Source organism: Kitasatospora sp. NPDC088779 (genome assembly GCF_040685395.1).
Lineage (GTDB): Bacteria > Actinomycetota > Actinomycetes > Streptomycetales > Streptomycetaceae > Kitasatospora.
In genome coordinates this window covers 21318-43990 of sequence record NZ_JBFBHW010000068.1, presented here as the reverse complement: position 1 = coordinate 43990, position 22673 = coordinate 21318, and the positions used below count along the sequence as shown (strand labels likewise).

Below are 22673 nucleotides of genomic sequence, written 5' to 3'. Positions count from 1 at the left end.
CCGGTGGAGCGGATGATGCGGGACGCGAAGATCACCCAGATCTACGAGGGGACCAACCAGGTCCAGCGCATCGTCATGGCCCGCAACCTGCCGTAGCCGGACGACCGCCCCCGCTCCGGCCTCTGGCGCCTGCTCGTCGACGCCGACCGGCGAGACGAGCGGCGACCAGACGGTGGCGGAGCGGGAGTTGGAGCCGGCCGCGCGCCAGGCCCGGCGGTGACGAGTAGGGTGCCGGACCATGACCGAGCCGGACTTCCTCGCCACGACCAGGGCGTTCTACGACGCCATCGCCGTCGACTACGCCGACCGCTTCCGCGACGAACTGGCCGGCGAACCGCTGTCCCGGGCGGTGCTCGCGGCCTTCGTCGAGCTGGTCCGTGCCGAGCGCGCCGACGGACTGGCAGCCGAACTGGGCTGCGGCCCAGGCCGGGTGACGCACCACCTGCACGGCCTCGGCCTCGACGTCCGCGGCATCGACCTGTCGCCGAGGATGGTCGAGCTGGCCCGCGCGACGTACCCCGGGCTGGACTTCACCGAGGGTTCGCTGTTCGACCTCCCGCTGCGGGACGGCGAGTTGACCGGCGCGGTCGCCTGGTACTCGATCATCCACACCCCGGCGGAGCGCCTGCCGGAGGTGTTCGCCGAGTTCGCGCGGGTGCTCGCCCCGGGCGGCCACCTGCTGCTCGCCTTCCAGGTCGGTGACGAGCCCCTGCGGATCGACCAGCCCTTCGGCCACCCGGTGGCGCTGGACTTCCGCCGCCAGCAGCCGGACCGGATCGCGGAATTGGTCCGCGCGGCCGGCCTGCGGCTCACCTCCCGCACGCTCCGGGAGCCGGAGGAGGGCGTGCAGCCGACCCCGCAGGCCTACCTGCTGGCCCGCAAGCCCGCCTGAGCCGCGCGGGGCGGCGGTGACAGCGGCCTGACAGTGGTGCCGGTGGGATGTGAGAGGTCTGGCAGCGGTCGCCCCGAGCCTTAGTGACTGCACGTCAGTCCGCCGAACGGGAGACCCGTCCATGTCCCGACCCCGCCTCACCTCCGCCCTCAGAACCGGCGCCGCCGCGGCCACCGGGCTGCTGCTGGCCGGTCTCGCCCCGGCCGCCGCGGCGGCGGATGCCCTCGCGGCGCCGGTGCCCCGGCTGGACTGGCGGTCCTGCGTACCGGACTTCGACTGCGCCCGCGCCACGGTGCCGATGGACTACCGCGACCCGGCCGGGCGCACCGTCGAGCTGGCCGTCATCCGGCACCCCGCGACCGACCCGGCGCACCGGATCGGCTCGCTGTTCTTCAACCCCGGCGGCCCGGGCGTGCCCGGCACCCAGGCGCTGCCCGCCGTGTACGGGATGCTCCCGGAGCAGGTGCGGGAGCGGTTCGACCTGGTCAGCTTCGACCCGCGCGGCGTCGGCGGCTCCACCGTGCCGCAGTGCTTCCCGGACGCGGCGGCCGAGCAGGGCCTGCTCGCCGGGCTGCCGGCCGGCTACCCGGTCGGCGCCGCCCAGGAGTCGGCCTGGGCGACGACGTACGCGCGCTTCGGCCGCCAGTGCGCCGACAACGAGCGGACCGGCCTGCTCGCCCACCTGTCCACCGCCGACACGGCCCGCGACCTGGACCTGCTGCGCGCCGCCGTCGGCGACCGCCGGCTGAGCTACCTCGGCACCTCGTACGGCAGCTACCTGGGCGCCACCTACGCCAACCTCTTCCCGACCCGGGTGCGTGCGATGGTGCTGGACAGCGCCCCCGACCCGGTCGCCTGGTCCACCGGGCGCTCGCCGCAGCAGCGCGCCCTGCCGCCGTTCCTGCGCACCGGCAGCGACCTCGCCGGCGTCCGCACCCTCGACGCCTTCCTCGACCAGTGCGCCGACGCCGGCCCCGCCGCCTGCGCCTTCGCGGCGGCGGACCGGGACGCCACCCGCGCCAAGTTCGCCGAACTGCTCGACCGGCTGGGCCGGACGCCGGTGACGCTCGGCACCCCGCCGGCGGCGGTCACCTTCGACCAGGCCTCCACCGCCTCCACCGTCCTGCCGATGCTCTACGCCGCCACCCCGGTGCCGAACGCCCCCGGCACCGGCTGGCCGGCGCTGGGCGGACTGCTCCAGCAGCTGTGGACCGCCGCCCCGGACGCCTCGGCGCCGCTGCCGACCGGCGGCCAGCCCAAGCAGGCGCAGACCCTCGGGGCGCTCTGCGCCGACACCGTCAACCCGCCCGTCTCCGGTGCCGACCCGGCCGCCGACACCACGTACCCGGCGCTGTCCGCCCTCGTCCGGGCCCGTGCGGGCGCCACCGGCCCGTACCTGGTCTGGCAGAACCAGCGCTGCGCCGCCTGGCCGGCCGAGGCCGCCCGGGACCGCTACACCGGCCCGTGGAACCGGCCGACCTCCGCGCCGATCCTGGTCGTGGCCCTCACCGGCGACCCGGCCTGGCCCTACGAAGGGTCCCGCGCGCTGGCCGACACCCTCGCCCGCGGCCGCCTGCTGACCGTCCACGGCTACGGCCACACGGCGCTGGGCAACCCGAGCGCCTGCGCCTGGGACCGCGAGCAGCGGTACCTGGTCAGCGGTGAACTCCCGCCGCCCGGCACGGTCTGCGAGCCGGACCACCAGGCGTTCTAGCCAGGACGCTCTGGCGGTGCAGCCGCCGGAGTCGTGCGCGTGCGCGGAGTCCGTGCACGCGCACGCACCTCGGTACGATGAACGTCATGAACCGTGCCGACCTCTCCCTGGGCCCGCTGTCCGAGCAGGACCACGCCTTCTACGGCCTGGTCTGGGCCGGCACCACCCTCGCCGCCCAGGTGGACCGCGAGCTCACCAGGGTGCACGGGCTGTCGCTGTCCTGGTTCGAGGTGATGCTCTGGCTCAACGGGCAGCAGGAGCCGGTCGCCGCCTCCGACTTGGGCGCGAAGACGATGCTCAGCCGCAGCCAGGTCTCCCGGGTGGTCGACGCCCTGGCCGCACGCGGCCTGGTGGCCCGCACGCCCTCCGCCTCCGACGCCCGGTCGGTGCGGATCGAACTGACCGGGCAGGGCCGCGCCGCCTTCGCCGAGGCCGACGCCACCCGGCGGGCCGTCCTCGCGCCGGTCTTCACCGACCGGCTCGACGAGGGCGACATCGCGGCCCTGGAGGCGGTCTGGCGCAAGCTGAAGGCCTGAGCCCTGAGCCCTGAGCCCCGGGCCTCCGCGGTCTCGGGCCTCCGCCGTCTCGGCTACACCGCGTCGGCCTCCGCCGCCCCGGCCCGCGGCCGGCCGGAGGCGGTCGCGATCACCTCGTCCAGCACCTCGCGGGAGCGGAGCAGGTCGGTGATCATCCGGTCGATCCGGTCCCGTTCGGAGGCCAGCTCCTCGACCAGCAGCGGGGTGGCGATCTCGTTCGGGCCGCCGTCGGAGTCGCGCATGCAGGGGAGGATCTTGTAGATCGTGCGGCTGTGCAGCCCGGCCGCGAACAGCTCCTGGATCAGCACGACCCGGTCCACCGCCGGCTCCGGGTACTCCCGGTGCCCGCCGTCGGTCCGCCGGGCGACCAGCAGGCCCTGCTGCTCGTAGTAGTGCAGCGAGCGCTCGCTCACGCCCGTCCGCCTGGCCAGTTCACCGATCCGCATGCCGTCCACCCCGTCGCCGTGACCGAACGCCTGAACCCGACGGCGATGGTAGCTTCCGCGGTCCTCGCGCCGGCCGGATAACACGGGGACGCCACCCGGCGGCGGGCCGGGGGTGACGCGCGTCGGCCGACGGGTCGTGCCATGATCCCTGCATGGCTTCCAACGTTTTCTTCGACATCGAGATCGACGGCGTTCCGTCGGGCCGCATCGTCTTCAAGCTGTACGACGACGTCGTCCCCAAGACCGCCCGGAACTTCCGCGAGCTCGCGACCGGCCAGAACGGCTTCGGCTACGAGGGCTCCGGCTTCCACCGCGTGATCCCGCAGTTCATGCTGCAGGGCGGTGACTTCACCAACCACAACGGCACCGGTGGCAAGAGCATCTACGGCGAGAAGTTCGCCGACGAGAACTTCAAGATCAAGCACACCCGCCCGGGCCTGCTGTCGATGGCCAACGCCGGCCGCAACACCAACGGCTCGCAGTTCTTCATCACCACCATCGTCACCGACTGGCTGGACGGCAAGCACGTCGTCTTCGGCGAGGTCGTCGAGGGCATGGACGTCGTGACGGCGGTCGAGAAGCTCGGCTCGCAGAGCGGCCGCACCTCGGCGAAGGTCACCATCGCCAAGTCCGGCATCGTCGAGTAGTCACCGGTTCATCAGTTCGAAACCGCACACCGCCCCGGCCGGGGAAGTCCGATCAGCCGACTTCCCGCTCCGGGGCGGTGGCGTGTCCGGGGGCAGGGTAGCCCGGTGAGCAGGCGGGCGGGCCGGAACCGCGCAATCACTCCGTGTGCCGACCCGGTCGCTCTAGGCTCTCCGTGCGCGGTCGGAGCCGCGGCGAACTCGACACTCCGGCAAGGTGGTTCACCGATGGAACAGGACGCCGACGACGGCGCGGTGACGTACGAGCAGGTGACGGTGGTCTCGCTGGCCTCGTGCGAGCCGGTCAATCCGGCGCGGATCGCGGTGCGGGTCGCCTGCGAGGTCATGACGGTCAAGCGGGTGGCGGGCTACTGGGTGCGCTGGGACGAGCGCTGGGGGCCGGAGGAGATCCGCCACCACTCGCGCTGGGTGCCGGACGAGGAGTACGTGCGGCCGGGCACCGGCGGGGTGGACGGCGCGCTCACCGTGACGGTGGCCGCGTACTGGACGTACCGGGAGGGCGGCAGCCCGCGCCGGCCGGCCACGGAGACCGCGGTGGCCTTCCGGCCGGGCGAGGCCGAGCACGAACTGGTGCTGGAACGGCCCGACCCGCACCGCCCGGCGGCCCTGACCGTGCACCTGACCGGCGCCCGCTGGCTGGCGGGCGGCGAGGGGCGGCTGATCCACTACGGCTACGCGGGCGCCACCGAGGCCGCCGGCGGCGAGGGGGAGTGGCTGGTCCGCTTCCCCGAGTGCGGCACCGGCCTGCTCCCGCAGGCGGGTTAGGCGACCGCGGCCCGCGGCCCGGGCCGACATCCACCCATGGTGTCGGCGTGGCCACTTCACGTCACGACGGGCTACTTGATGTCCGGTACCGCGGTGTCGTTCTTGAAGGCGTCGAAGACCTGCTTGGACTTGGCGGCGTCCCACAGCACCGCCGACTCCCCGGTCTTGGTCCGGTAGTCCGGGTTGCCGATCGGGACGGTCAGGGTCTTGCCGCCGCCGCCGTTGACGTCCTTCATGGCGAGGAAGAGCGAGCCGAGGTCGGTGAGGCCGGCGTCGTCGTCGACGATGAGGGTGCCGAGGGCGGAGTCGACCAGCGGGTAGAAGGTGAACGGGTTCAGCACGGTGCCGGGGGAGGCCGCCTGGTGGGCGAGGGCGCCGAGGAACTTCTGCTGGTTGCGCATCCGGCCGAGGTCCTGGTCGGCCATCTGGTGGCGCTGGCGGACGAAGGCGAGGGCCTGCTTGCCGCTGAGGGTCTGGTCGCCGGCCTTGAGGTCGAGACCGGAGTCCTTGTCCTTGAGGTCCTGGTCGATGTGCATCTCGACGCCGCCGATGGAGTCGACGATGCCGACGAAGCCGGCGAAGCCGATCTCGGCGTAGTGGTCGATGCGGATGCCGGTGTTCAGCTCGACGGTCTGGACGAGGAGGCGGCCGCCGCCGTTGCCGAAGGCCGAGTTGATCTTCGAGGTGGTGCCCTTGAGGGTCTTGCCGCTGCTGCTCTTGTACTCGGGGATCGGCACCCAGGAGTCGCGCGGGATGCTCATCAGGGTGTTCCCGTTGTCCCCGACGTGCAGGATCATCATCGAGTCGCTGCGCTTGCCCTCGGTGTCGTGACCGGTGTGCAGGTCGTCCTGTTCCGAGTCGGTGAGGCCCTGGCGGCTGTCGGAGCCGACGATCAGCCAGTTGGTGCCCTTGCCGGCCGGCGGGCGGCCGGGGTAGTCGGCGAGCACGTTCTCGTGGTTGAGCTTGGAGTCGGCCCAGAACCAGGTCGAGACGGCGGTGACCATGACGGCGATCAGGAGGCCGAAGACCGACCACTTGACGATCCGGCGCCGCGGCCACCGCTTGGTCTGTATACCGCCCGGCTGGGCGCCGCCCGGCCCCCCGGGCCCACCCGGTCGTCCGGGACCACCGGGACCGCCAGGACCGCCGGGGCCCCCAGGCCCACCGGGGCGGACGGCCGGCTGCCCGCCCGGACCCTGCGGCGGGACGCCGCCGAGCCGGGACGGCTCCGGCTGTCGTGGCGCGGGCGCACCCGGCCCGCGCGGGTTCATCGACGACGGCAGCGGCGGTTCGGCCGCCGCGCCGCCCCCGCCGCGCCCGTACGCGCCGCCGTTGCCGCCGCCCCCATACGGGTTCCCGTCTCGGTACGGGTTCCCGCCGCCTCCCGGGCGGCCCTCCTGCCACGTGTTCATGTCGTCGAGGATGCCCGACCCCGCTCGTGCTGACTCCCCCCGGGGTACTCCACCAGGTCGCTTGTAGCAGTTTTGATGCACGGGTCGGATCGTTCCGCCGCAACTTCCGCGCCGCCGTACGACGGTGGGGACGGGCGGCGCGGGCGCCGGGTCGACGTGAGCCCGGTCACCACGCGTCACGTCACCCGCCGTTCAACTGGCGAAACGATTCTTGACCGGCTCGAACGCAGCGTGTTTGCATTTCGGGTATGGATCAGCGTTGGGCACTCACGCGTCGGCGGCACGTCGACCTGCGGCGTGGTGTGGCCTGTTCGCTCTGTCGCGGCTGAAGCGCGCCCACCGGATCACCTCGGCGTCACCCCACCCGCGCCGAGCACCTCACCTCGAACGCGTCGAACGCGTCGAACGCGTCGAGCACGTCGAGCACGTCGAGCACGTCGAAACACCTTCCAGGGCTCCGACCCGCAGCGGTCCTCCTGCGCCGCGTGGCGCCGCCCCCGCTTCCAGCCAAAGGTGAACCCCATGGCCACCGTCCTGTCCGTTTCCGGCTCCCCGTCCGCCACCTCCCGCACCACCCGCCTGCTGCGCCACGTCGACGCCGGGCTGGAGGCCCGCGGCCACCACGTCGTCCCGTTCGAGGCGCGCAGCCTGCCCGCGCACGCGCTGCTGTCGGGCGACTTCGACCACCCGGAGATCGTCGCCGTGACCGAGTTGTTCGCCCGGGCGGACGGCGTCGTGATCGGCACCCCCGTCTACAAGGCCGCCTACTCGGGCCTGTTGAAGGCCCTGCTGGACGTGCTCCCGCAGTACGCGTTGGCCGGCAAGGCCGTCCTGCCGCTGGCCACCGGCGGCTCGCCCGCGCACGTGCTGGCGGTGGACTACGCGCTGCGCCCGGTGCTCAGCTCGATGGGCGCCGGCCACATCACCCAGGGCTGGTTCGTGCTCGACCGCCACATCACCACCGGGGAGGACGGGACGACCCTGGTCGAGCGCGAGACCGACGCCCTGCTGGCCCCGGTCGTGGAGGGTTTCGCGCAGGCCCTGGAGCGGCTGGCCGTACCGGCGCTGACCGGCTGAGGAACCCGGGGCCCGGGCCCCGTACGGGGCGTCCCCGAGACGGGGCGCGGCACCCCTTAGGGGGAGGGGGTGCCGCGCCCCGTAGATCCTTGGTTGGACGGCTTCATTCCGGCGGATGACGAGCGCGCCCGCCGTTGCTCCTAACGTTGTGGACGTCCCCGCTCGTGCCGACGAGGGGCGAGGTTCTCCCGGGAGCCGGCGCCCGCCGGGCCCGGTGGGTGGGGTCAACTCCCGGTCGACGACCCTTCCCGCGCCATGCCCGCGTCCTGCGGCATGCCCGCGCACGGAGGGCCGGCCGGGGTCGACGGTCGGGCCCACTTCTTAGGAGACTCCAGTGACGACGGCAGCCACAGCCGTGTACGACCCCCACCTTCCCGGCGGCGCACCCGCCGTCGCCGCCGCGGCCCGTCAGGTCAGCAAGGCGTACGGCGCGGGCGAGACCAGGGTCACCGCGCTCGACGCGGTGGACGTCGACATCCAGCGTGGCCGCTTCACCGCGATCATGGGCCCGTCGGGCTCCGGGAAGTCGACCCTGATGCACTGCCTGGCCGGCCTGGACACGGTCAGCGACGGGCGGATCTGGATCGGCGACACCGAGATCACCGGCCTCAAGGACAAGCAGCTGACCAGGCTGCGCCGGGACAAGATCGGCTTCATCTTCCAGGCGTTCAACCTGCTCCCGACGCTGTCCGCGCTGGAGAACATCACGCTGCCGATGGACATCGCCGGCCGTCGGCCGGACCAGGCCTGGCTGGACCAGGTGGTGGAGACCGTCGGCCTGGCCGGCCGGCTCAAGCACCGCCCGGCGCAGCTCTCCGGCGGCCAGCAGCAGCGCGTCGCGGTGGCCCGGGCGCTGGCCGCCCGGCCCGAGATCATCTTCGGCGACGAGCCCACCGGCAACCTGGACTCCCGGGCCGGCGCCGAGGTGCTCACCTTCCTGCGCCGCTCGGTCGACGAACTGGGCCAGACCATCGTGATGGTGACCCACGACCCGGTCGCCGCGGGCTACGCGGACCGCGTGCTCTTCCTCGCCGACGGCGTGATCGTCGACGAGATGCACGCGCCCACCGCCGACTCCGTCCTCGAACGCATGCGCCGTTTCGACGGCAAGCGGACCAGCTGAGCGGGCGGGACGGGACAGATGCTGCTCAAGACCGCTCTGCGGAGCTTCTTCGCCCACAAGGGCCGCATGGCGCTCTCCCTGATCGCCGTGATGCTGTCGGTCGCGTTCGTCTCCGGCACCCTGGTCTTCTCCGACACCGCGACCAGTACCTTCGACAAGCTGTTCGCCGCGACCGCCTCCGACGTCTCCGTCCAGCCGCCCAAGCCGGCCGAGGACGACGACCAGCAGGCCTCCGACAAGCCGCGGACCGTCCCGGTGGCGGCCGCGCAGCAGGTCGCCGCGGTGCCGGGGGTGAAGTCGGCGGTCGGCCAGGTCATGGTCGAGAACGCGACCCTGGTCGACCCGGCCACCAACAAGCTGGTCGGCCCGACGTCCGGCGCGCCGACCCTGGTCGGCAACTGGACCGAGACCCCGCGCAGCGCGGTGCACCTCACCCAGGGTCACGCTCCCCAGAACGCGGGCGAGTCGGTGCTGGACGCGGACACCGCGAAGAAGGCCGGGCTCGGCCTCGGCGCCAAGCTCCGGGTCGACAACGCCGACGGCCGGCACGAGTTCACGATCTCCGGCATCGCCTCCTTCACCACCACCAACCCCGGTGCGGCGCTGGCCTTCCTGGACACCCCGACCGCCCAGCAGGTGCTGCTCGGCGAGCAGGCGTACACCTCGGTCGAGGCGTTCGGCGACGGCAGCCGCGGCAACGACCGGCTCAAGGCCGACGCCCTGGCCAAGCTGGGCGCCGGCTACCAGGTGAAGACCGCGGCCGAGCAGAAGGACGAGAACACCAAGAGCATCGGCAGCGGCCTCGGCTTCATGAAGAACGCGATGCTCGGCTTCTCGCTCATCTCGGCGTTCGTCGGCTGCTTCCTGATCATCAACACCTTCTCGATGCTGGTCGCCCAGCGCACCCGGGAGATCGGCCTGCTGCGCGCCATCGGCGGCAGCCGCCGGCAGGTGAACCGCTCGGTCCTGGTCGAGGCGCTGATTCTCGGCGTGCTCGGCTCGACCCTCGGGGTCGCGGCCGGTCTGGGCATCGCGGTCGGCCTGATCAAGCTGATGAACGCGATCGGCATGAAGCTCGACGCGGGCGACCTGAAGATCGGTCCGACGGTGTTCCTCGCCGGGTACGCCCTGGGCATCGTGGTGACCCTGGTGGCGGCCTGGGTCCCGGCCCGCCGGGCGAGCCGGATCGCGCCGATGGCCGCGCTGCGCGACCACGGCACGCCGGCCGAGGGCCGCGCCAACCTGGTCCGCACGGTGGTCGGCCTGGTCCTGACGGCGGGCGGCGGCGGTCTGCTGGTGCTGGCCGCGCAGGCGGAGAAGGCGGCCACCGGCGGCCAGTACCTGGGTCTCGGCGTGCTGCTCACCCTGGTCGGCTTCGTGGTGCTCGGCCCGCTGCTGGCCACCGCCGTGGTGCGGGTGCCGGGCGCGCTGCTGCCGGCGCTGTTCGGTCCGTCCGGCCGGCTCGCCCAGCGCAACGCGATGCGCAACCCGCGTCGTACCGGGGCCACCGCCGCCGCGCTGATGATCGGACTGGCGCTGGTGATCGGCTCCTCGGTGTTCAGCGCCTCGACGGTCACCTCGGCCAACGCGCAGATCGACCGGTCGGTGGGCGCGGACTACATCGTCCAGGGCGGCCGCACCTCGATCACCCCCGAGATGCTGGACGCCGTCCGCCGGACCCCGGGCATCGACCACGTCACCACCCAGAAGTTCTTCAGCCCCAAGCTCCAGCTGCCGGACGGCCGGAGCGTGAAGACCAACCTCACCGCCGCGCCGCCCGCCTTCTTCGGCACCGACTTCCACCTCCCGGTCACCGCCGGTTCGGTGGACGCGATCGGGCGGGGCGAGCTGGGGATCGGCGAGGCCTTCGCGAAGGACCACGGCCTGAAGGTCGGCGACCAGGTGACCGTCGCCTACGGCAAGGGCCGCACCCAGGTGCTGCCGGTGGGCGCCGTGTTCGCGAAGGGCTCGCTGTTCGGCGACGGCTCCTTCGTCGACTTCGACACCATGGCCAAGGCCGTGCCCGCCACCGAGCAGCCGCCGGTCTGGACGTTCTTCGCCAAGGCCTCCTCCGGAGCCGACGTCGCGAAGACGCTGACCGCCCTGGAGGGCGCGCTCAAGGAGTACCCGCAGCTGACCATCAAGGACCAGGCCGGCTACAAGGAGGTCGTGCAGTCCCAGGTCAACACCCTGCTCTACCTGATCTACGGCCTGGTCGGCCTCTCCATCACGGTCGCCGTGCTCGGGGTGGTCAACACCCTGGCGCTGTCGGTGGTCGAGCGGACCAGGGAGATCGGCCTGCTGCGGGCGATCGGGCTCTCCCGCCGCCAGCTGCGCCGGATGATCCGGCTGGAGGCCGTGGTGATCTCGGTGTTCGGCGCGGTCCTGGGCACCGGGCTCGGGCTGGCCTGGGGCGTCACCGCCCAGCGGGTGCTGCGCGACCAGGGTCTGGCCACGCTCTCCGTCCCGACCACCACGCTCGCGGTGACGCTGGTCGCCTCGGTGGTGATCGGACTGGTCGCCGCCCTCGTCCCGGCCTTCCGGGCCGGGCGGATGAACGTCCTCGCGGCCATCGCGACGGACTGACCGGGGCCGTCGCGACGGACCGACCGCAGCCGTCACGACGGACCGACCGGGCGGCGCGGGCCGCCGAGGGGGGAACGGGGGCAGGGGCCGGGTGCGGGCAGCACCCGGCCCCTGCGGCACGGGCCGCCCCCGGCCGACTGAGATGATCGTCCGATGTTCGCCCCGGATACCCCGGACGCCCCGCCGCTGCCCAGCGCCGCGCCCCTCACCGCCGCCGCTGCCACCCGCTGGCGCGCCGCCCGCACCGCCTGGCGCCTGGACAGCCGCTGGTCGGCGCTGCTGCCGGCCGCCTTCGTCGTCCTGGCCACCGCGGTGGAGCCGACCCCCGGTGACTGCAACGTCCAGGGCGTCTGCCGGGACACCTGGGGCTCCTCGCTGGCCGCCTGGTCGGTGCTCGCCGAAGTGGTCCTGCTGGCCGGCCGGTTCCGCGGCCGGGCGCTGGTCCCGCCGGCCGTCCTCGCGGTGCTCTGGTACGCCCCGCACGGCCTGGTCACCCCGCTCGGCCGCTGGACGGCCGTCCTGGTCCACCTGCTGCTCTCCGCCGCGCTGATCGGCGCCGAGCTCGGCCGCCGCCGCGCCCGCCAGCAGCTCGACGAACTGATGGCCCCGCCCGTCCCCTTCCCCTGGACCGCCGCCGGAGCGCCCTCACCCGTCCACCCCGACGGCCCGCCGGTGCTGCGCCGCGCGCTCGGCGGCCTGCTGCTCGCCGCCGCCCTGGCGTTCCCGCTGTACGGGTTGTGGGGACAGGCCCGGCAGCAGGCGAGCGCCGAACGGGCCGACCAGGTCACCGGCACCGCGGGCGACACCGACCAGGACGGCGTCCTGACCGTCCGCTTCCACCCGCCCGGCGGCGGCCCGGAACGCACCGCCCGGCTGGACGTCTGGTGGGCCCGGCCGCCGCAGCCCGGCGAGGCCGTCCCGCTGCTGGTGGACGGCGCCGCCGTCCGCGCCGCCGGCGACGACTACGACCTCACCGGCGCGCTGACCGCCGGCGGCCTGCTCGCCCTGCCCGGCCTGCTGCTGCTCGGCTCGGCCGCCACCGCGAACGCCCGCCGCTCCCGGCCCTCCTTCGCGGGCTCCGCGCCCGCCCTCGCCGTCCGGGTCCGCGCCGACGCCCGGGGCGACCTGCTGGTGCAGCCGCTGGACGGCCCGCCGGACGGCCCCGCGCTCTGGCGGCTGGTCGAGGGCGACCGCTACCGCTGGGCCCGCTACGGCGCCCCGGGCGGCGAGGGGCCGGCCTGGGTGCCCGAACACCTGGAGACCGAGGACGACGACGCAGACCACCTCGATCTCGAGGTCTCCTACGACGAGGAAGAGGAGGAGCTCGGGGACGTCTTCGACCGGCTGACCCCGGAGCAGGCCGCCGCCTGGCTCGCCCGTGCCGGCCGGAGCGTGCCGGCCGTGCTGTACCGGGGGCCCGACGGGCCGGAGCAGCAGCTCCTGGTCCGCCCCGGACTGCTGGACCACGACCCGCGCTGGGTGGCGGCCGTGGTCGCCCCCGCCGCCCGGGCCCCACGGTCGGGCCGGCGCACCGAGGGCTACCGGGAGCGGGAACTGGCCGTCGCCGCCCTGACAGCGGGGACGGTGGCCGCCGCCCCCGCGGCCGGGCCGGACGCCGAACCGGTGCCCGCCCGGCGCTGGGAGATGCCGCTGCCGCTGCGGGCGGTGGCCGGTCCGGTGCCCGCACTGCTGCTCGCGGGCCTCGTCGCGCTGCTCGGCAGGAGCGGCTGGTGGGGCGGGCTGGTGCACCCGCTCCTGACCGGCACGGTGGCGATCCTCGCCTGCGGCCGCACCCTCTCCTGGCAGATGGTCGTCGACCGGGACGGCCTGCGGATGGCCACCGCGCTGCGCACCCGGACCTTCCGGTGGCAGGAGATCAACGCGGCCGCGGTCCACCGCAACCTGCTCACCGTCCAGCTGCGCTCGGGCGAGGAGGTCACCGTCGGCAGCCGCCCGGCCGCCTGGCTGGCCGGACACTTCGGGGACCGCTACGACCCGGTGGAGCTGGCCCGGGCCGTCGCGACCGCCGCCCACCGGCCGGACCTGCGCCCGCACCGGTCGCTGCCGGACCGGCTGGGCGGCCCGCAGCACCTGCTGAACCGGTTGTCGCTGGCCGGCTACGCGCTCTTCACCATCGTTCACCACCTGCTCTGAACCTGCGCCGAACCTGCACCGAACCCGCGCGGCCACCGCCGAACCCCGCCGGGGGCGCCCTCCCGGGCTCCGTCCCGTCCTCCGGAAACCGCCCGTTCCGACCCGGCTGCGGGCCCGTACGGGGAGCGGAGTACGGTGGGCGTGATCAAGGAGCTCAACCGGGCGTCGCGGGCTGCGTGCAGCGGCCCGGACCGGGACAAGACGGAGACGTGTCCGCACCGGTACGGTTGGCCCCGATGAACACCAAGGCTGCTGAGGAGCTGCCGGCTGTCTCCGTGATCATGCCGGTGCTCAACGAGGAACGACACCTGCGGACGGCGGTCCGGCGCATCCTGGACCAGGAGTACCCCGGGCCGATGGAGGTGGTGATCGCCCTCGGTCCGTCCACCGACCGGACCGCGGAGATCGCGGCCGAACTGGTGGCGGAGGACCCGCGGGTACGGACCGTGCCGAATCCCACCGGTCGCACCCCCGCGGGGCTGAACGCCGCGATCCGTGGCTCGCGCCATCCGATAGTGGTGCGCGTGGACGGCCACGGCCTGCTCACCCCCGGCTACATCACCACCGCGGTCCGGCTGCTCGACGAGATGGACGCCGCCAACGTCGGCGGCATCATGCACGCCGAGGGCGAGACCGAGTGGGAGAACGCGGTCGCCGCCGCGATGACCTCCAAGATCGGTGTCGGCAACGCCGCCTTCCACACCGGCGGCCTGGCCGGCCCGGCGGACACCGTCTACCTCGGGGTGTTCCGGCGCGAGGTGCTGGAGAAGCTCGGCGGCTACAACGAGGAGTTCATCCGCGCCCAGGACTGGGAGCTCAACTACCGGATCCGCCAGGACGGCGGGCTGGTCTGGTTCACCCCGCAGCTCAAGGTGACCTACCGGCCCCGGCCGTCGGTGAAGGCGCTGGCCAAGCAGTACAAGGACTACGGCCGTTGGCGCCGGGTGGTCACCCGCTACCACCGCGGCTCGGTCAACCTCCGCTACCTGGCCCCGCCGACCGCCCTGCTGGCCGTCACCCTCGGGCTGGTGCTGGGCGTCGCCGTCCACCCGGCCCTCCTCGCGGTGCCCGGCGCCTACCTGCTGGGCATCCTCGGCGGCGGGCTGGTCGGCGGCCGCGGCCTGTCCTTCAAGGCCAGGGCGATGCTGCCGGTGGCGCTCGCCACCATGCACCTCAGCTGGGGCTTCGGCTTCCTCACCTCGCCCCGCTCACTGGCCCGCCGGGTGATAGGCAGCGTCGGACCGGCCGCCAAGGACGTGCTCTCCAGGGCGAGCTGACGCCGACCCGGCAGGGTTTGTCCGACAATTTCCGCCGGGCGCGCGAATTGTCGGACGAACCCTGAGAGTCGAGCCCGCACCGCTATCGTCGGTGCGCATGGCGACAGTTGAGGGTGGGCCCGGCGCGGCCCGGATCGAGCCGAGCGCGGACGTCGACGAACGGGCCGTCATCGGCGCGGGGACGACGGTCTGGCACCTCGCCCAGGTCCGCGAGGACGCGGTGATCGGCGCCGAGTGCGTGATCGGCCGCGGCGCCTACGTCGGCCCAGGCGTCCGGATCGGGGACCGGGTCAAACTGCAGAACCACGCGCTGGTGTACGAGCCCGCGCTGGTCGAGGACGGGGTGTTCATCGGCCCCGCGGCCGTCCTCACCAACGACCGCCACCCCCGCGCGGTGACCCCGGACGGTCGGCCCAAGTGTCAACAGGACTGGCGCGCCGAAGGAGTGACGCTCCGTCAGGGCTGTTCGATCGGTGGCCGGGCGGTCCTGGTCGCCGGGGTGACGGTCGGCCGCTGGGCGCTGGTCGCGGCCGGCGCGGTGGTCCACCGGGACGTCCCGGACTTCGCCCTGGCCGCCGGCGTCCCGGCCCGCCGGATCGGCTGGGTCGGCCGCGCCGGCGAGCCGCTGGAGCCCGCCGGCGACGGCCGCTGGCACTGCCCCCGCACCGGCGAGCACTACCGGGAGACGGACGGAACCCTCGCGCCGGCGTAGGGCCTGACCACTCGGCGCACACGTCCTACTTGGCGCACGCGTCGGTGTCGTCCGCCTGCACCCGCTGGAGGTCCTTCGGTGCCTCGGTCGGGGCCGCCGCCGGAGCGGCGAGGACGTCCTTGCCCAGCACCAGCACCAGCGGGCCCTTCGGATCCGCCTTCGGGTCCGGCCGGACGGCGTCGCCCGGCAGGCCGAGCGCGGCGGCCAGGGCGGCGGCCGCGGCGTCCTGCCCGGCCGGGAAGGACACCGCGGTGGTCGCGGTGACGGGCGCGTCGGGGGCGGTCGTGGCCTTGGCGAAGCCCTTGCTGCGGAGCTTGTCCACGGTGGGCCCCGACTGTCCGCGCGTCCCGCTGCCGTTGCGCACCGTCACCCGGACGTCCTTGGGGTCCACCGTCGGGGCGGCGGCGGTCGGGGCCGCCGCCGCGGTCTCCGGTGCGGCCGTGGCGGCGTCGGCGGGCGCGGCGGTCTCGGTCAGCGAGCGGTCGCCCGCGACCATCGAGAACAGCTGCCCGGCGTCCGGCTGCTTGAGCACCAGCCGGTCCTTGTCCTTGGGGTCGTCCAGGACCGGCACGGTGGCGAAGGTGATGTTCTTGGTGTCGACCTTGCTGAGGTCCAGCGCGAGGTCCTTGAGCTTGTCGACGCTGCCGATCCCGGAGTCCACGGTGAGCGCCTTGGTGGCGGCGTCGGCGAGCTTGTAGAGCTTGCTCGGGCTGGTCAGGGTGTCGTCGCTCTTGATCTTGCGGATCATCGAGCTGATGAACTGCTGCTGGAGCGGGATGCGGGTGAGGTCGCCCCCGAAGCCGACGGCGTGCCGGGTGCGGACGAAGGCCAGCGCCTCGTCGCCCTGGACCACGTGCCGGCCCTTGCTCATCTTCAGGTGCGAGTCCGTGTCGTTGATGTCCTTGGCCGCGCAGACCTCGACCCCGCCGACGGCGCTGGACAGCGTCTTCACCGCCTCGAAGTTGACCTGCACGAAGTGGTCGACCCGGATCCCGGTCATCTTCTCGACGGTCTTCCAGGTGCAGCCCGGGTCGCGCCCCTCCTGGCCGAGGCTGTTGTTGAACATGTCCCGCGCGGAGCCGGGGATCTTCTTGCCGTTGCTGCTCTGGCACTCCGGGATCGGCACCATCAGGTCGCGCGGGATGCTGATCGCGGTCGCGTTGGAGCGGTCCTTGGAGATGTGGAACAGCAGCGTGGTGTCGGCGTGCCCGGCGCTGCCCTCGTCGCCGTAGTCGCGGCCGAGGCCCTGCCGGCTGTCGGTGCCCAGCACCAGGATGTTGAGCGCGTCCCCGGCGGCCTTGGGCCGCTCCTCCTCGTTGCCCAGCTGGACCTTGACGGAGGTCAGGTTGCTGTTGAAGTGCTGGTACAGGTAGTACGCCCCGCCGCAGCCCGCGACCATCACCAGGGCGCCGGCCCCGGCGGTCCACTTGAGCGCCCGGCGGCGCCGGGTCCGCTTGGCGGCGGCGGCCGCCCGGCGCCGGGAGTCGCGGCGGCCCGGCCCGGGGGTGCCGGCGGTCCCGGTCCCGGACTCGGTGGCCGGCGTCTCCTCGGCGGCTCTCCGTTCGGCCGTCCGGCGGCGCTGCCCGGGGATTCCGGCGGCCGGGTCGAGGCGGTACTGGCCGGTTTCCGGGTCGCGCGTCCACTGGTCGGCGGGATCGACCTCCGGTTTGTCCTGCTGCACGGGGGTTCCCTACCTCCGACCGGTCACGGCTCCGGCTCGCCCGTTCGGCGGGCCGATCCGGACACACTAGACGAGCCGAACGGCGGAATCGCGCCGGTGTGATCTGCGCCATGTTCAGGTAATGGCCGGGTAAAGTTCCCTGGGTGTGCGGGATTTCCGGAAAACCCGTGCCGACCTGCGGCGCAGCCGCGGTCAGTGCTGCGCGCAGGCGTCCACGTCGGCCGTGCGTCCCTCGAAGGTGGGCGAGGCGTCCGCCGAAGGTGACGCCTTCGCCGGTGCCCCCGCAGCCCCCACGGCCCCGGCCGCCCCGTCCGACCCCGCGCCCGCACCTGCACCCGTCGCCACCGGGCTCGGGCTCGCACCCGCCCCGGCCCCGACGCCCGCCCCGGCCCCGACGCCCGCCCCGGCGAAGGCGCTCGGCGACGGCGCCGAACCGGGCGGCCGGACGGCGACCGACCGGTCGTCCCGCAGCGCGGTGAACAGCTGGGTGGTCTGCGGCTGCACGAACTCGTCCCGGTCCGAGTCGTACCGGTACGGGCGGCGCGGCGCGGTCAGGAGCACCACGTCCGCCGAGGGGATGTCCCGCAGGTCCTGGGTGAGGTCGTACAGCGCCCCGAGCGAGGACAGCCCGCCGTCCGCCTTGACCGAGGAGGTGGCCGCGTCCAGCACCGGCCACAGCCGCGCCGGGTTCAGCAGCACGCCCTGCGACTGCACCTTGCGGATCAGCGCGGCCAGGAACTGCTGCTGACGGCCCATCCGCTGGGTGTCGCTGCCGTCGCCCAGGCTCTCCCGGGCCCGGACGTAGCCGAGTGCCTGCTCGCCGTGCAGGGTCTGCCGCCCGGCGGGCAGGTCGAGTCTGGCGTCCTTGTCGTGGATCGCCTGCGGGACGCACACCTCGACCCCGCCGATCGCGTTCACCATCGTCTTGAAGCCGTTGAAGTCGAGGATCACGTAGTGGTCGATCCGGATGCCGCTGAGCTGCTCGACGGTGCGGATCGAGCAGGCCGCGCCGCCCATCTCGAACGCCCAGTTGAACTGCATCAGCCCGGCCTTGCTGCGGGTGCCGTCCGGCTTCTCGCAGACGGGGACGGTGACCATGACGTCGCGCGGGAGGGAGACCGCCGTCGCGTGCTTCCGGTCGGCGGCCAGGTGCAGCAGGATCGTGGTGTCCGAGCGCTGGGTGCCCGGCTCGCCGCCGTACGAGGAGTTGGTGCCGGAGCGGTCGTCGCTGCCGATCAGCAGGATGTTCTCGGAGCCCTTGGCCCCGGCGGTCCGGCTCGGCCGCTCGGCCTCCAGTCGGGCGAGCAACCGGTCGGTGGCCGAGTCGGTGCGGATGTTGCCGTCCAGCTTGCGGTAGGCGATCCAGAGCAGTGCCCCGGTGGCGACCAGCAGGAACGCGACGACGCCGGCGGTGATCATCAGCCACCGCCGGCGCCGACGCGGGCGTTCGGGTTCGGAAGGGTGCGCATCCGTCGGGGGCGGGTCGGTCGGGAGGTGCGCGGTGTCGTCCTCGGCCATGGCAGGGATCCCTACCCGCCCGGTCCGACCCGGGGGTTACCCGAGGCGCAGTGTCACCCGTTCGGATTCGGTCCGCTTCTCCCACTGCTCGGGTTCGAGCCCCTGCGAGTTGCGGCACAGCACCACCGAGGCGCCGGCCGCCAGCGGCGCCAGCAGACCGGCCTCCAGACCGGTCCAGTCGTCGAACGAGAGGGTGGACAGCACCCGGTCGCCGGGCTTGAGCCCGAGCCGGGCGGCCCCCTCCCGGGCCAGCGCGACGGTCTGCTCGCCGGTCAGCTTCAGCGGCAGCCCGTCCACGGCGGTCTCCAGCGCGTGGCCGTCCGGGGCGACGGGCGAGTACGGCGCGAAGCGGTCGCCCTGGCCGGGCACCTCGGCGGCGTAGTCGAGGAAGCCGTCGGGGCGCTGCGGGAAGCGTCCGCCGAGCGGGCGCAGGGCCAGGGCCACCCGCTCGCCCTCGCAGGCCTGGGCGGCCGCCAGTCCGTCCGGACCGCTGACCACCAGGTCGGCGTCGGCCGGGTCGCCGCCGGGCACCGCCGTCACCCCGACCGACCAGCAGGCCAGCAGCCAGACGGCGCTCTGCCAGTGGGCGGGGAGCAGCAGTACGGCCCGGTCGCCCGGGCCGGCGTTCAACTCGTCCTGGAGGAGGTTGGCCGTCTTGGCCACCCAGTTGTCGAAGGTCCGGGCGGACAGCTCCACCCGTTCGCCGGTGGCGTCGTCGTAGAAGGTGACCAGCGGGGCCGCGGGATCGACCGTGGGCGTGCCGCCTCGCAGATATGCGTGCAGCAGTTCGACGGGGGTGCGGGCATCGGCAGCGAAATGCGCAGTCATGGTGCGCCCCAGCCTACGGCCTTCGAGTGGGCCGTCGGGAGGGGTGGCGGACCGGGCGCGAGGCGACGTGGCGAGCGGCCCGATTTGCCGCCACCATCCGGTTTATGCGCCTTTCCCTCCCGGCCGCCGTGCTCGCCGGCTGCACCGTCGCCCTGCTCCTCCAGCCCGCCGCCACCGCCGGCCCGGCCGACCCCGACGGCGCCCGGCGCCGCGGCTCCGCCGGCGGCGGGTCGGTCACCTCGCTGCCGCTCGGCCCCGGCCCCGCCCTGGCCCCGCGCACCACCCGGCCGTTCGAACTCCTCGGCGTCGGCTGGGACGGCCCGGCGGACGCGCTGGCCGGCGGCGCCGTCCGGGTCCGCACCCGGGACGCGGCCACCGGCCGCTGGGGCGACTGGCACGACCTGGAGGCCGACACCGAGGACGGCCCCGACCGCGCCCCGCGCGGCGCCACCGCGCCCCTGTGGACGGGCCGCAGCGACGGCGTCGCCGTCGAGGTGCGTCCCGGCCCCGCCGGGCCCCCGCCCGGCCTGCGGCTCGACCTGGTCGACCCCGGTCAGGGCGCGCCCTCGCCCGCCGCCCGGGTCCTGCCCCGCCGCCCCGCCGACGGCCGCCAGGCCCCGCGCCCCGCCATCGTCGCCCGGGCCGGCTGGGGCGCGGACGAGTCCCTGCGCGACCGGACCTTCGAGTACACCGGCCCGGTCCACGAGGTGTTCATCCACCACACCGCCACCGCCACCGACTACGCCTGCTCCGACGCCCCCCGGGTGATCAGGTCGATCTACCAGTACCACGTTCAGAGCAGCGGCTGGCGGGACATCGGCTACAACTTCCTGGTCGACCGTTGCGGCACCGTCTACGAGGGCCGGGCCGGCGGCGTCGACCTGCCCGTCCACGGCGCCCACACCCTCGGCTTCAACACCGACTCGGCCGGCGTCGCCGCCATCGGCACCTACGTCGGCGACGCCCCGCCCCAGCCCCTCCTGGACGGCCTGGCCGCCATCGCAGGCTGGAAGCTCGGCCTCGCCGGCCACCCCGCCGACGGCCGCACCAAGCTCACCTCCGCCTCCGACGCCAGCCGCTACCCCAAGGGCACCGTCGTCGACTTCGACGCCGTCTCCGGCCACCGCGACGCCTTCAACACCGAATGCCCCGGCAACGCCCTCTACGCCCGGCTCCCCGCCCTCCGCACGGCCGCGGCCCACCTCCAGGCCCCCTGACGCGCCGCACCGCACCGCCCTACGCCGGCCCGGGCCCCCGCCCGACCAGCCCCCGCAGCTCCGCCGTCAACGCCGCCGCCAGGTCCGGCCGGAGGTCGTAGCGCGCCGGCGTGTTCTGCAGCAGTCCGATCCGCCAGCCCGCCCCGGCGTTCACCGCGATCACCGTCTGCACCGCGTTGAGCGCCGGGTCCAGGTCCTCCGCGGCGTCCGGCACCAGCCCCGCGACGGCGTCCAGCTGCGCCACCCCGGGCCCCAGCGCGCGGACCCGGCGCACCCTGGCCACGTACTCCGGCGTCGCGTGGTCCGCGAAGAGCCGCCCCAGTTCGGCGGCGATCACCGACCGCCCGCAGTGCCGGGTGCCGTCGAAGCCGATCACCTCCCCGTCCTCGGCGAACGGCCCGGCGAAGGCCGAACCGTCCCGCTGGTTCCACCCGTCCAGCGCCCGGTGGTACAGCGCCCGCACCGCGCTCTCGTCCCCGGAGGACAGCTCCGGCAGCCGCGTATCGTTCATATCCCCATGGTCGACGAAGGCGGTGGAGCCGGACAGCGGAGGAGGTGCGCGGCGGTGACGGGCGAGTCGGTACGGCGCTGGCGGCCGGGTTTCCCGCTGGACGTCGCCCGGACGCTGCTGCCGCTGCGCCGGGGCCCCGCCGACCCGGCGTACCGCACCACCGGCGACGGCGCGCTCTGGCGGGCGTCCCGGACCCCGGCCGGGATCGGCACGCTGCGGGTGCTGGCGCGCCCGGCCGCCGGCGAGGTGGAGGCGACCGCCTGGGGCCCGGGTGCGCCGTGGCTGTTGGAGCGGCTGCCGGTGCTGCTGGGCGCGCAGGACGACCCGGAGGCCCTGGTGCTGCCGCCCGGCCCGCTGCGGGACGCCCAGCGCCGCACCGCCGCGGTCCGCCTCACCCGCACCGGGCTGGTCCTGGAGTCCCTCGTCCCGGCGATCCTGGAACAGAAGGTGACCACCGACGAGGCCTACCGCGCCTGGCGCACCCTGCTACGGGACTTCGGCACCGCGGCGCCGGGCCCGGCCGAGGGCATGCGGGTGGCGCCGTCGGCCCGGGAGTGGGCGCTGGTGCCGAGCTGGGAGTGGCACCGCGCGGGGGTGGACCCGAAGCGCTCGGCGACGGTCATGCGCGCCGTCCGGCTGGCGCCCCGGCTGGAGGAGGCCGCCGCGATGGACCACGCCGAGGCCTTCGCCCGGCTCACCGCCGTCCCGGGGATCGGCCCCTGGACGGCCGCCGAGACCCTGCAACGCAGCAACGGCGATCCGGACGCGGTCTCGGTCGGCGACTTCCACCTGCCCAACCTGGTCGGCTGGGCCCTGGCCGGCCGCCCCCGCAGCGACGACGCCCAGATGCTCGCCCTGCTGGAGCCCTACCGCCCGCACCGCCACCGCCTCTGCCGCCTCCTGCTGGCCACCACCCCCCACGCCCCCCGCTACGGCCCCCGCCTCACCCCCAACGACCACCGGCGGCGATGAGCCGGAAGCGCTGTGCGGTGTACACGCCGGTGTGTACGCTCGACGCGTGACTGACGCACTGAGCATCCGGGAACTGCGTGCGAACATCGCCGAGGTGGTCAACCAGGCCGAGGCCGGCGAGATCACGGTGATCACTCGGAAGGGCGAGCGGGTCGGAGCGGTCGTGCCGATCGAGATCCTCGACGCCATCGAGGATGCCGCCGACGAACTGCTCGCCCGTGAGGCCGAGCAGCACCGGAACGATCCCACCGTGACCATGGCCGAGCTCCTGGCCGACCTGTTCGACTCGCCCAGGGACCCGTCCGGGAGCGCTGCGTGAAGTACGCGTTCCGCTTCACCGCGCATGCCAGGCGCCAGCTGCGTGACATCAGCCAGGTCGACGCGATGCGGATCCTCACCGCACTCACCGTTCTCGGCGAGGACCCGTACGTCGATGGCCCGGATGCCAAGATGCTGGCGGGTCACGTCGGCCTCTACCGTCTCCGCGTCGGCGTCCACCGCGTGGCCTACGAGATCCACGACGGCGTGTTGGTGATCCTCGTGGTGGCCGTTGGAAATCGCCGCGAGATCCATCGCGGTCTCTGAAC

22 protein-coding genes are annotated in these 22673 nt (G+C 74.1%); 16 read left to right on the top strand and 6 right to left on the bottom strand.

Features of this window, described 5'->3' with window-relative positions; all coding sequences use genetic code 11:
- The 4 genes from AB0P03_RS37190 to AB0P03_RS37175 all read left to right on the top strand — a co-directional run.
- Positions 1-96, top strand: a 96-nt coding sequence (locus AB0P03_RS37190; protein ID WP_157849844.1) for an acyl-CoA dehydrogenase family protein, incomplete at its 5' end; no start/stop codon positions are given.
- A 142-nt stretch (positions 97-238) separates the two neighbouring features.
- Positions 239-892: a class I SAM-dependent methyltransferase gene (locus AB0P03_RS37185; RefSeq protein WP_363633096.1), complete on the top strand. Its 654-nt coding sequence runs from the start codon at positions 239-241 to the stop codon at positions 890-892.
- Between the two features lie 121 nt (positions 893-1013).
- Complete coding sequence (locus AB0P03_RS37180) at positions 1014-2606, top strand: alpha/beta hydrolase (RefSeq protein ID WP_363633094.1); 1593 nt, start codon at positions 1014-1016, stop codon at positions 2604-2606.
- 86 nt (positions 2607-2692) lie between these two features.
- Complete coding sequence (locus tag AB0P03_RS37175) at positions 2693-3142, top strand: MarR family transcriptional regulator (RefSeq protein WP_363625811.1); 450 nt, start codon at positions 2693-2695, stop codon at positions 3140-3142.
- Between the two features lie 53 nt (positions 3143-3195).
- Here AB0P03_RS37175 and AB0P03_RS37170 read toward each other — a convergent pair whose 3' ends face one another.
- Entirely contained in the window at positions 3196-3588 is a 393-nt protein-coding gene (locus AB0P03_RS37170) for a MerR family transcriptional regulator (RefSeq protein ID WP_363633092.1), read from the bottom strand.
- A 152-nt stretch (positions 3589-3740) separates the two neighbouring features.
- On the opposite strand from AB0P03_RS37170, the gene AB0P03_RS37165 reads away from it, so the two are divergent.
- Positions 3741-4235: a peptidylprolyl isomerase gene (locus AB0P03_RS37165; protein ID WP_363587628.1), complete on the top strand. Its 495-nt coding sequence runs from the start codon at positions 3741-3743 to the stop codon at positions 4233-4235.
- A 225-nt stretch (positions 4236-4460) separates the two neighbouring features.
- Positions 4461-5018, top strand: coding sequence for a hypothetical protein (locus AB0P03_RS37160; RefSeq protein WP_363587626.1), 558 nt, complete (start codon positions 4461-4463; stop codon positions 5016-5018).
- Between the two features lie 71 nt (positions 5019-5089).
- Here AB0P03_RS37160 and AB0P03_RS37155 read toward each other — a convergent pair whose 3' ends face one another.
- Positions 5090-6022 (bottom strand): LCP family protein, encoded by a 933-nt coding sequence (locus tag AB0P03_RS37155; RefSeq protein ID WP_363587624.1) that lies wholly within the window; start codon positions 6020-6022, stop codon positions 5090-5092.
- A 930-nt stretch (positions 6023-6952) separates the two neighbouring features.
- Between AB0P03_RS37155 and ssuE the strand changes: the two genes are divergently transcribed.
- The 6 genes from ssuE to AB0P03_RS37125 all read left to right on the top strand — a co-directional run bounded on the left by ssuE (position 6953) and on the right by AB0P03_RS37125 (position 15359).
- Positions 6953-7507, top strand: coding sequence for an NADPH-dependent FMN reductase (gene ssuE / locus AB0P03_RS37150; RefSeq protein ID WP_363587622.1), 555 nt, complete (start codon positions 6953-6955; stop codon positions 7505-7507).
- A gap of 355 nt (positions 7508-7862) precedes the next feature.
- Positions 7863-8630 (top strand): ABC transporter ATP-binding protein, encoded by a 768-nt coding sequence (locus AB0P03_RS37145; RefSeq protein ID WP_363633097.1) that lies wholly within the window; start codon positions 7863-7865, stop codon positions 8628-8630.
- A gap of 18 nt (positions 8631-8648) precedes the next feature.
- On the top strand, positions 8649-11216 hold the full coding sequence (locus AB0P03_RS37140) for an FtsX-like permease family protein (RefSeq protein WP_363633090.1): 2568 nt from the start codon (positions 8649-8651) through the stop codon (positions 11214-11216).
- Positions 11217-11369: 153 nt separating this feature from the next.
- Entirely contained in the window at positions 11370-13370 is a 2001-nt protein-coding gene (locus AB0P03_RS37135) for a hypothetical protein (protein ID WP_363633088.1), read from the top strand.
- Positions 13371-13606: 236 nt separating this feature from the next.
- Entirely contained in the window at positions 13607-14647 is a 1041-nt protein-coding gene (locus AB0P03_RS37130) for a glycosyltransferase family 2 protein (RefSeq protein WP_063349120.1), read from the top strand.
- 97 nt (positions 14648-14744) lie between these two features.
- A complete protein-coding gene (locus tag AB0P03_RS37125; RefSeq protein WP_363633086.1) occupies positions 14745-15359 on the top strand; it encodes an acyltransferase in 615 nt (204 codons plus the stop codon).
- Between the two features lie 25 nt (positions 15360-15384).
- On the opposite strand, the gene AB0P03_RS37120 is transcribed toward AB0P03_RS37125, so the two are convergent.
- From AB0P03_RS37120 to AB0P03_RS37110, 3 genes are all read right to left on the bottom strand, one after another.
- Positions 15385-17040 carry an LCP family protein gene (locus AB0P03_RS37120; protein ID WP_363633085.1) on the bottom strand — a complete coding sequence of 552 codons (1656 nt, stop codon included), beginning with the start codon at positions 17038-17040 and terminating at the stop codon, positions 15385-15387.
- 192 nt (positions 17041-17232) lie between these two features.
- Positions 17233-18558, bottom strand: a complete 1326-nt coding sequence (locus AB0P03_RS37115; protein ID WP_363587610.1) for an LCP family protein — start codon at positions 18556-18558, stop codon at positions 17233-17235.
- 36 nt (positions 18559-18594) lie between these two features.
- On the bottom strand, positions 18595-19386 hold the full coding sequence (locus AB0P03_RS37110) for a TIGR03089 family protein (protein WP_363587608.1): 792 nt from the start codon (positions 19384-19386) through the stop codon (positions 18595-18597).
- Between the two features lie 104 nt (positions 19387-19490).
- Here AB0P03_RS37110 and AB0P03_RS37105 point away from each other — a divergent pair, with 104 nt between their 5' ends.
- The gene (locus AB0P03_RS37105; RefSeq protein WP_363587606.1) at positions 19491-20603 is read left to right on the top strand and encodes an N-acetylmuramoyl-L-alanine amidase; all 1113 of its coding nucleotides are present in this window, start codon (positions 19491-19493) and stop codon (positions 20601-20603) included.
- A 19-nt stretch (positions 20604-20622) separates the two neighbouring features.
- Here AB0P03_RS37105 and AB0P03_RS37100 read toward each other — a convergent pair whose 3' ends face one another.
- Complete coding sequence (locus AB0P03_RS37100) at positions 20623-21114, bottom strand: SgcJ/EcaC family oxidoreductase (RefSeq protein ID WP_363587604.1); 492 nt, start codon at positions 21112-21114, stop codon at positions 20623-20625.
- A 54-nt stretch (positions 21115-21168) separates the two neighbouring features.
- Here AB0P03_RS37100 and AB0P03_RS37095 point away from each other — a divergent pair, with 54 nt between their 5' ends.
- From AB0P03_RS37095 to AB0P03_RS37085, 3 genes are read left to right on the top strand one after another with little or no spacing between them, the layout of a single operon-like run.
- Positions 21169-22086, top strand: coding sequence for a DNA-3-methyladenine glycosylase (locus AB0P03_RS37095; RefSeq protein ID WP_107452921.1), 918 nt, complete (start codon positions 21169-21171; stop codon positions 22084-22086).
- A 46-nt stretch (positions 22087-22132) separates the two neighbouring features.
- Positions 22133-22405: a type II toxin-antitoxin system Phd/YefM family antitoxin gene (locus AB0P03_RS37090; protein WP_363587602.1), complete on the top strand. Its 273-nt coding sequence runs from the start codon at positions 22133-22135 to the stop codon at positions 22403-22405.
- Positions 22402-22671 carry a type II toxin-antitoxin system RelE/ParE family toxin gene (locus tag AB0P03_RS37085; protein WP_363633083.1) on the top strand — a complete coding sequence of 90 codons (270 nt, stop codon included), beginning with the start codon at positions 22402-22404 and terminating at the stop codon, positions 22669-22671. The genes AB0P03_RS37090 and AB0P03_RS37085 overlap by 4 nt, the downstream gene beginning before the upstream one ends.
- Positions 22672-22673: the final 2 nt, after the last annotated feature.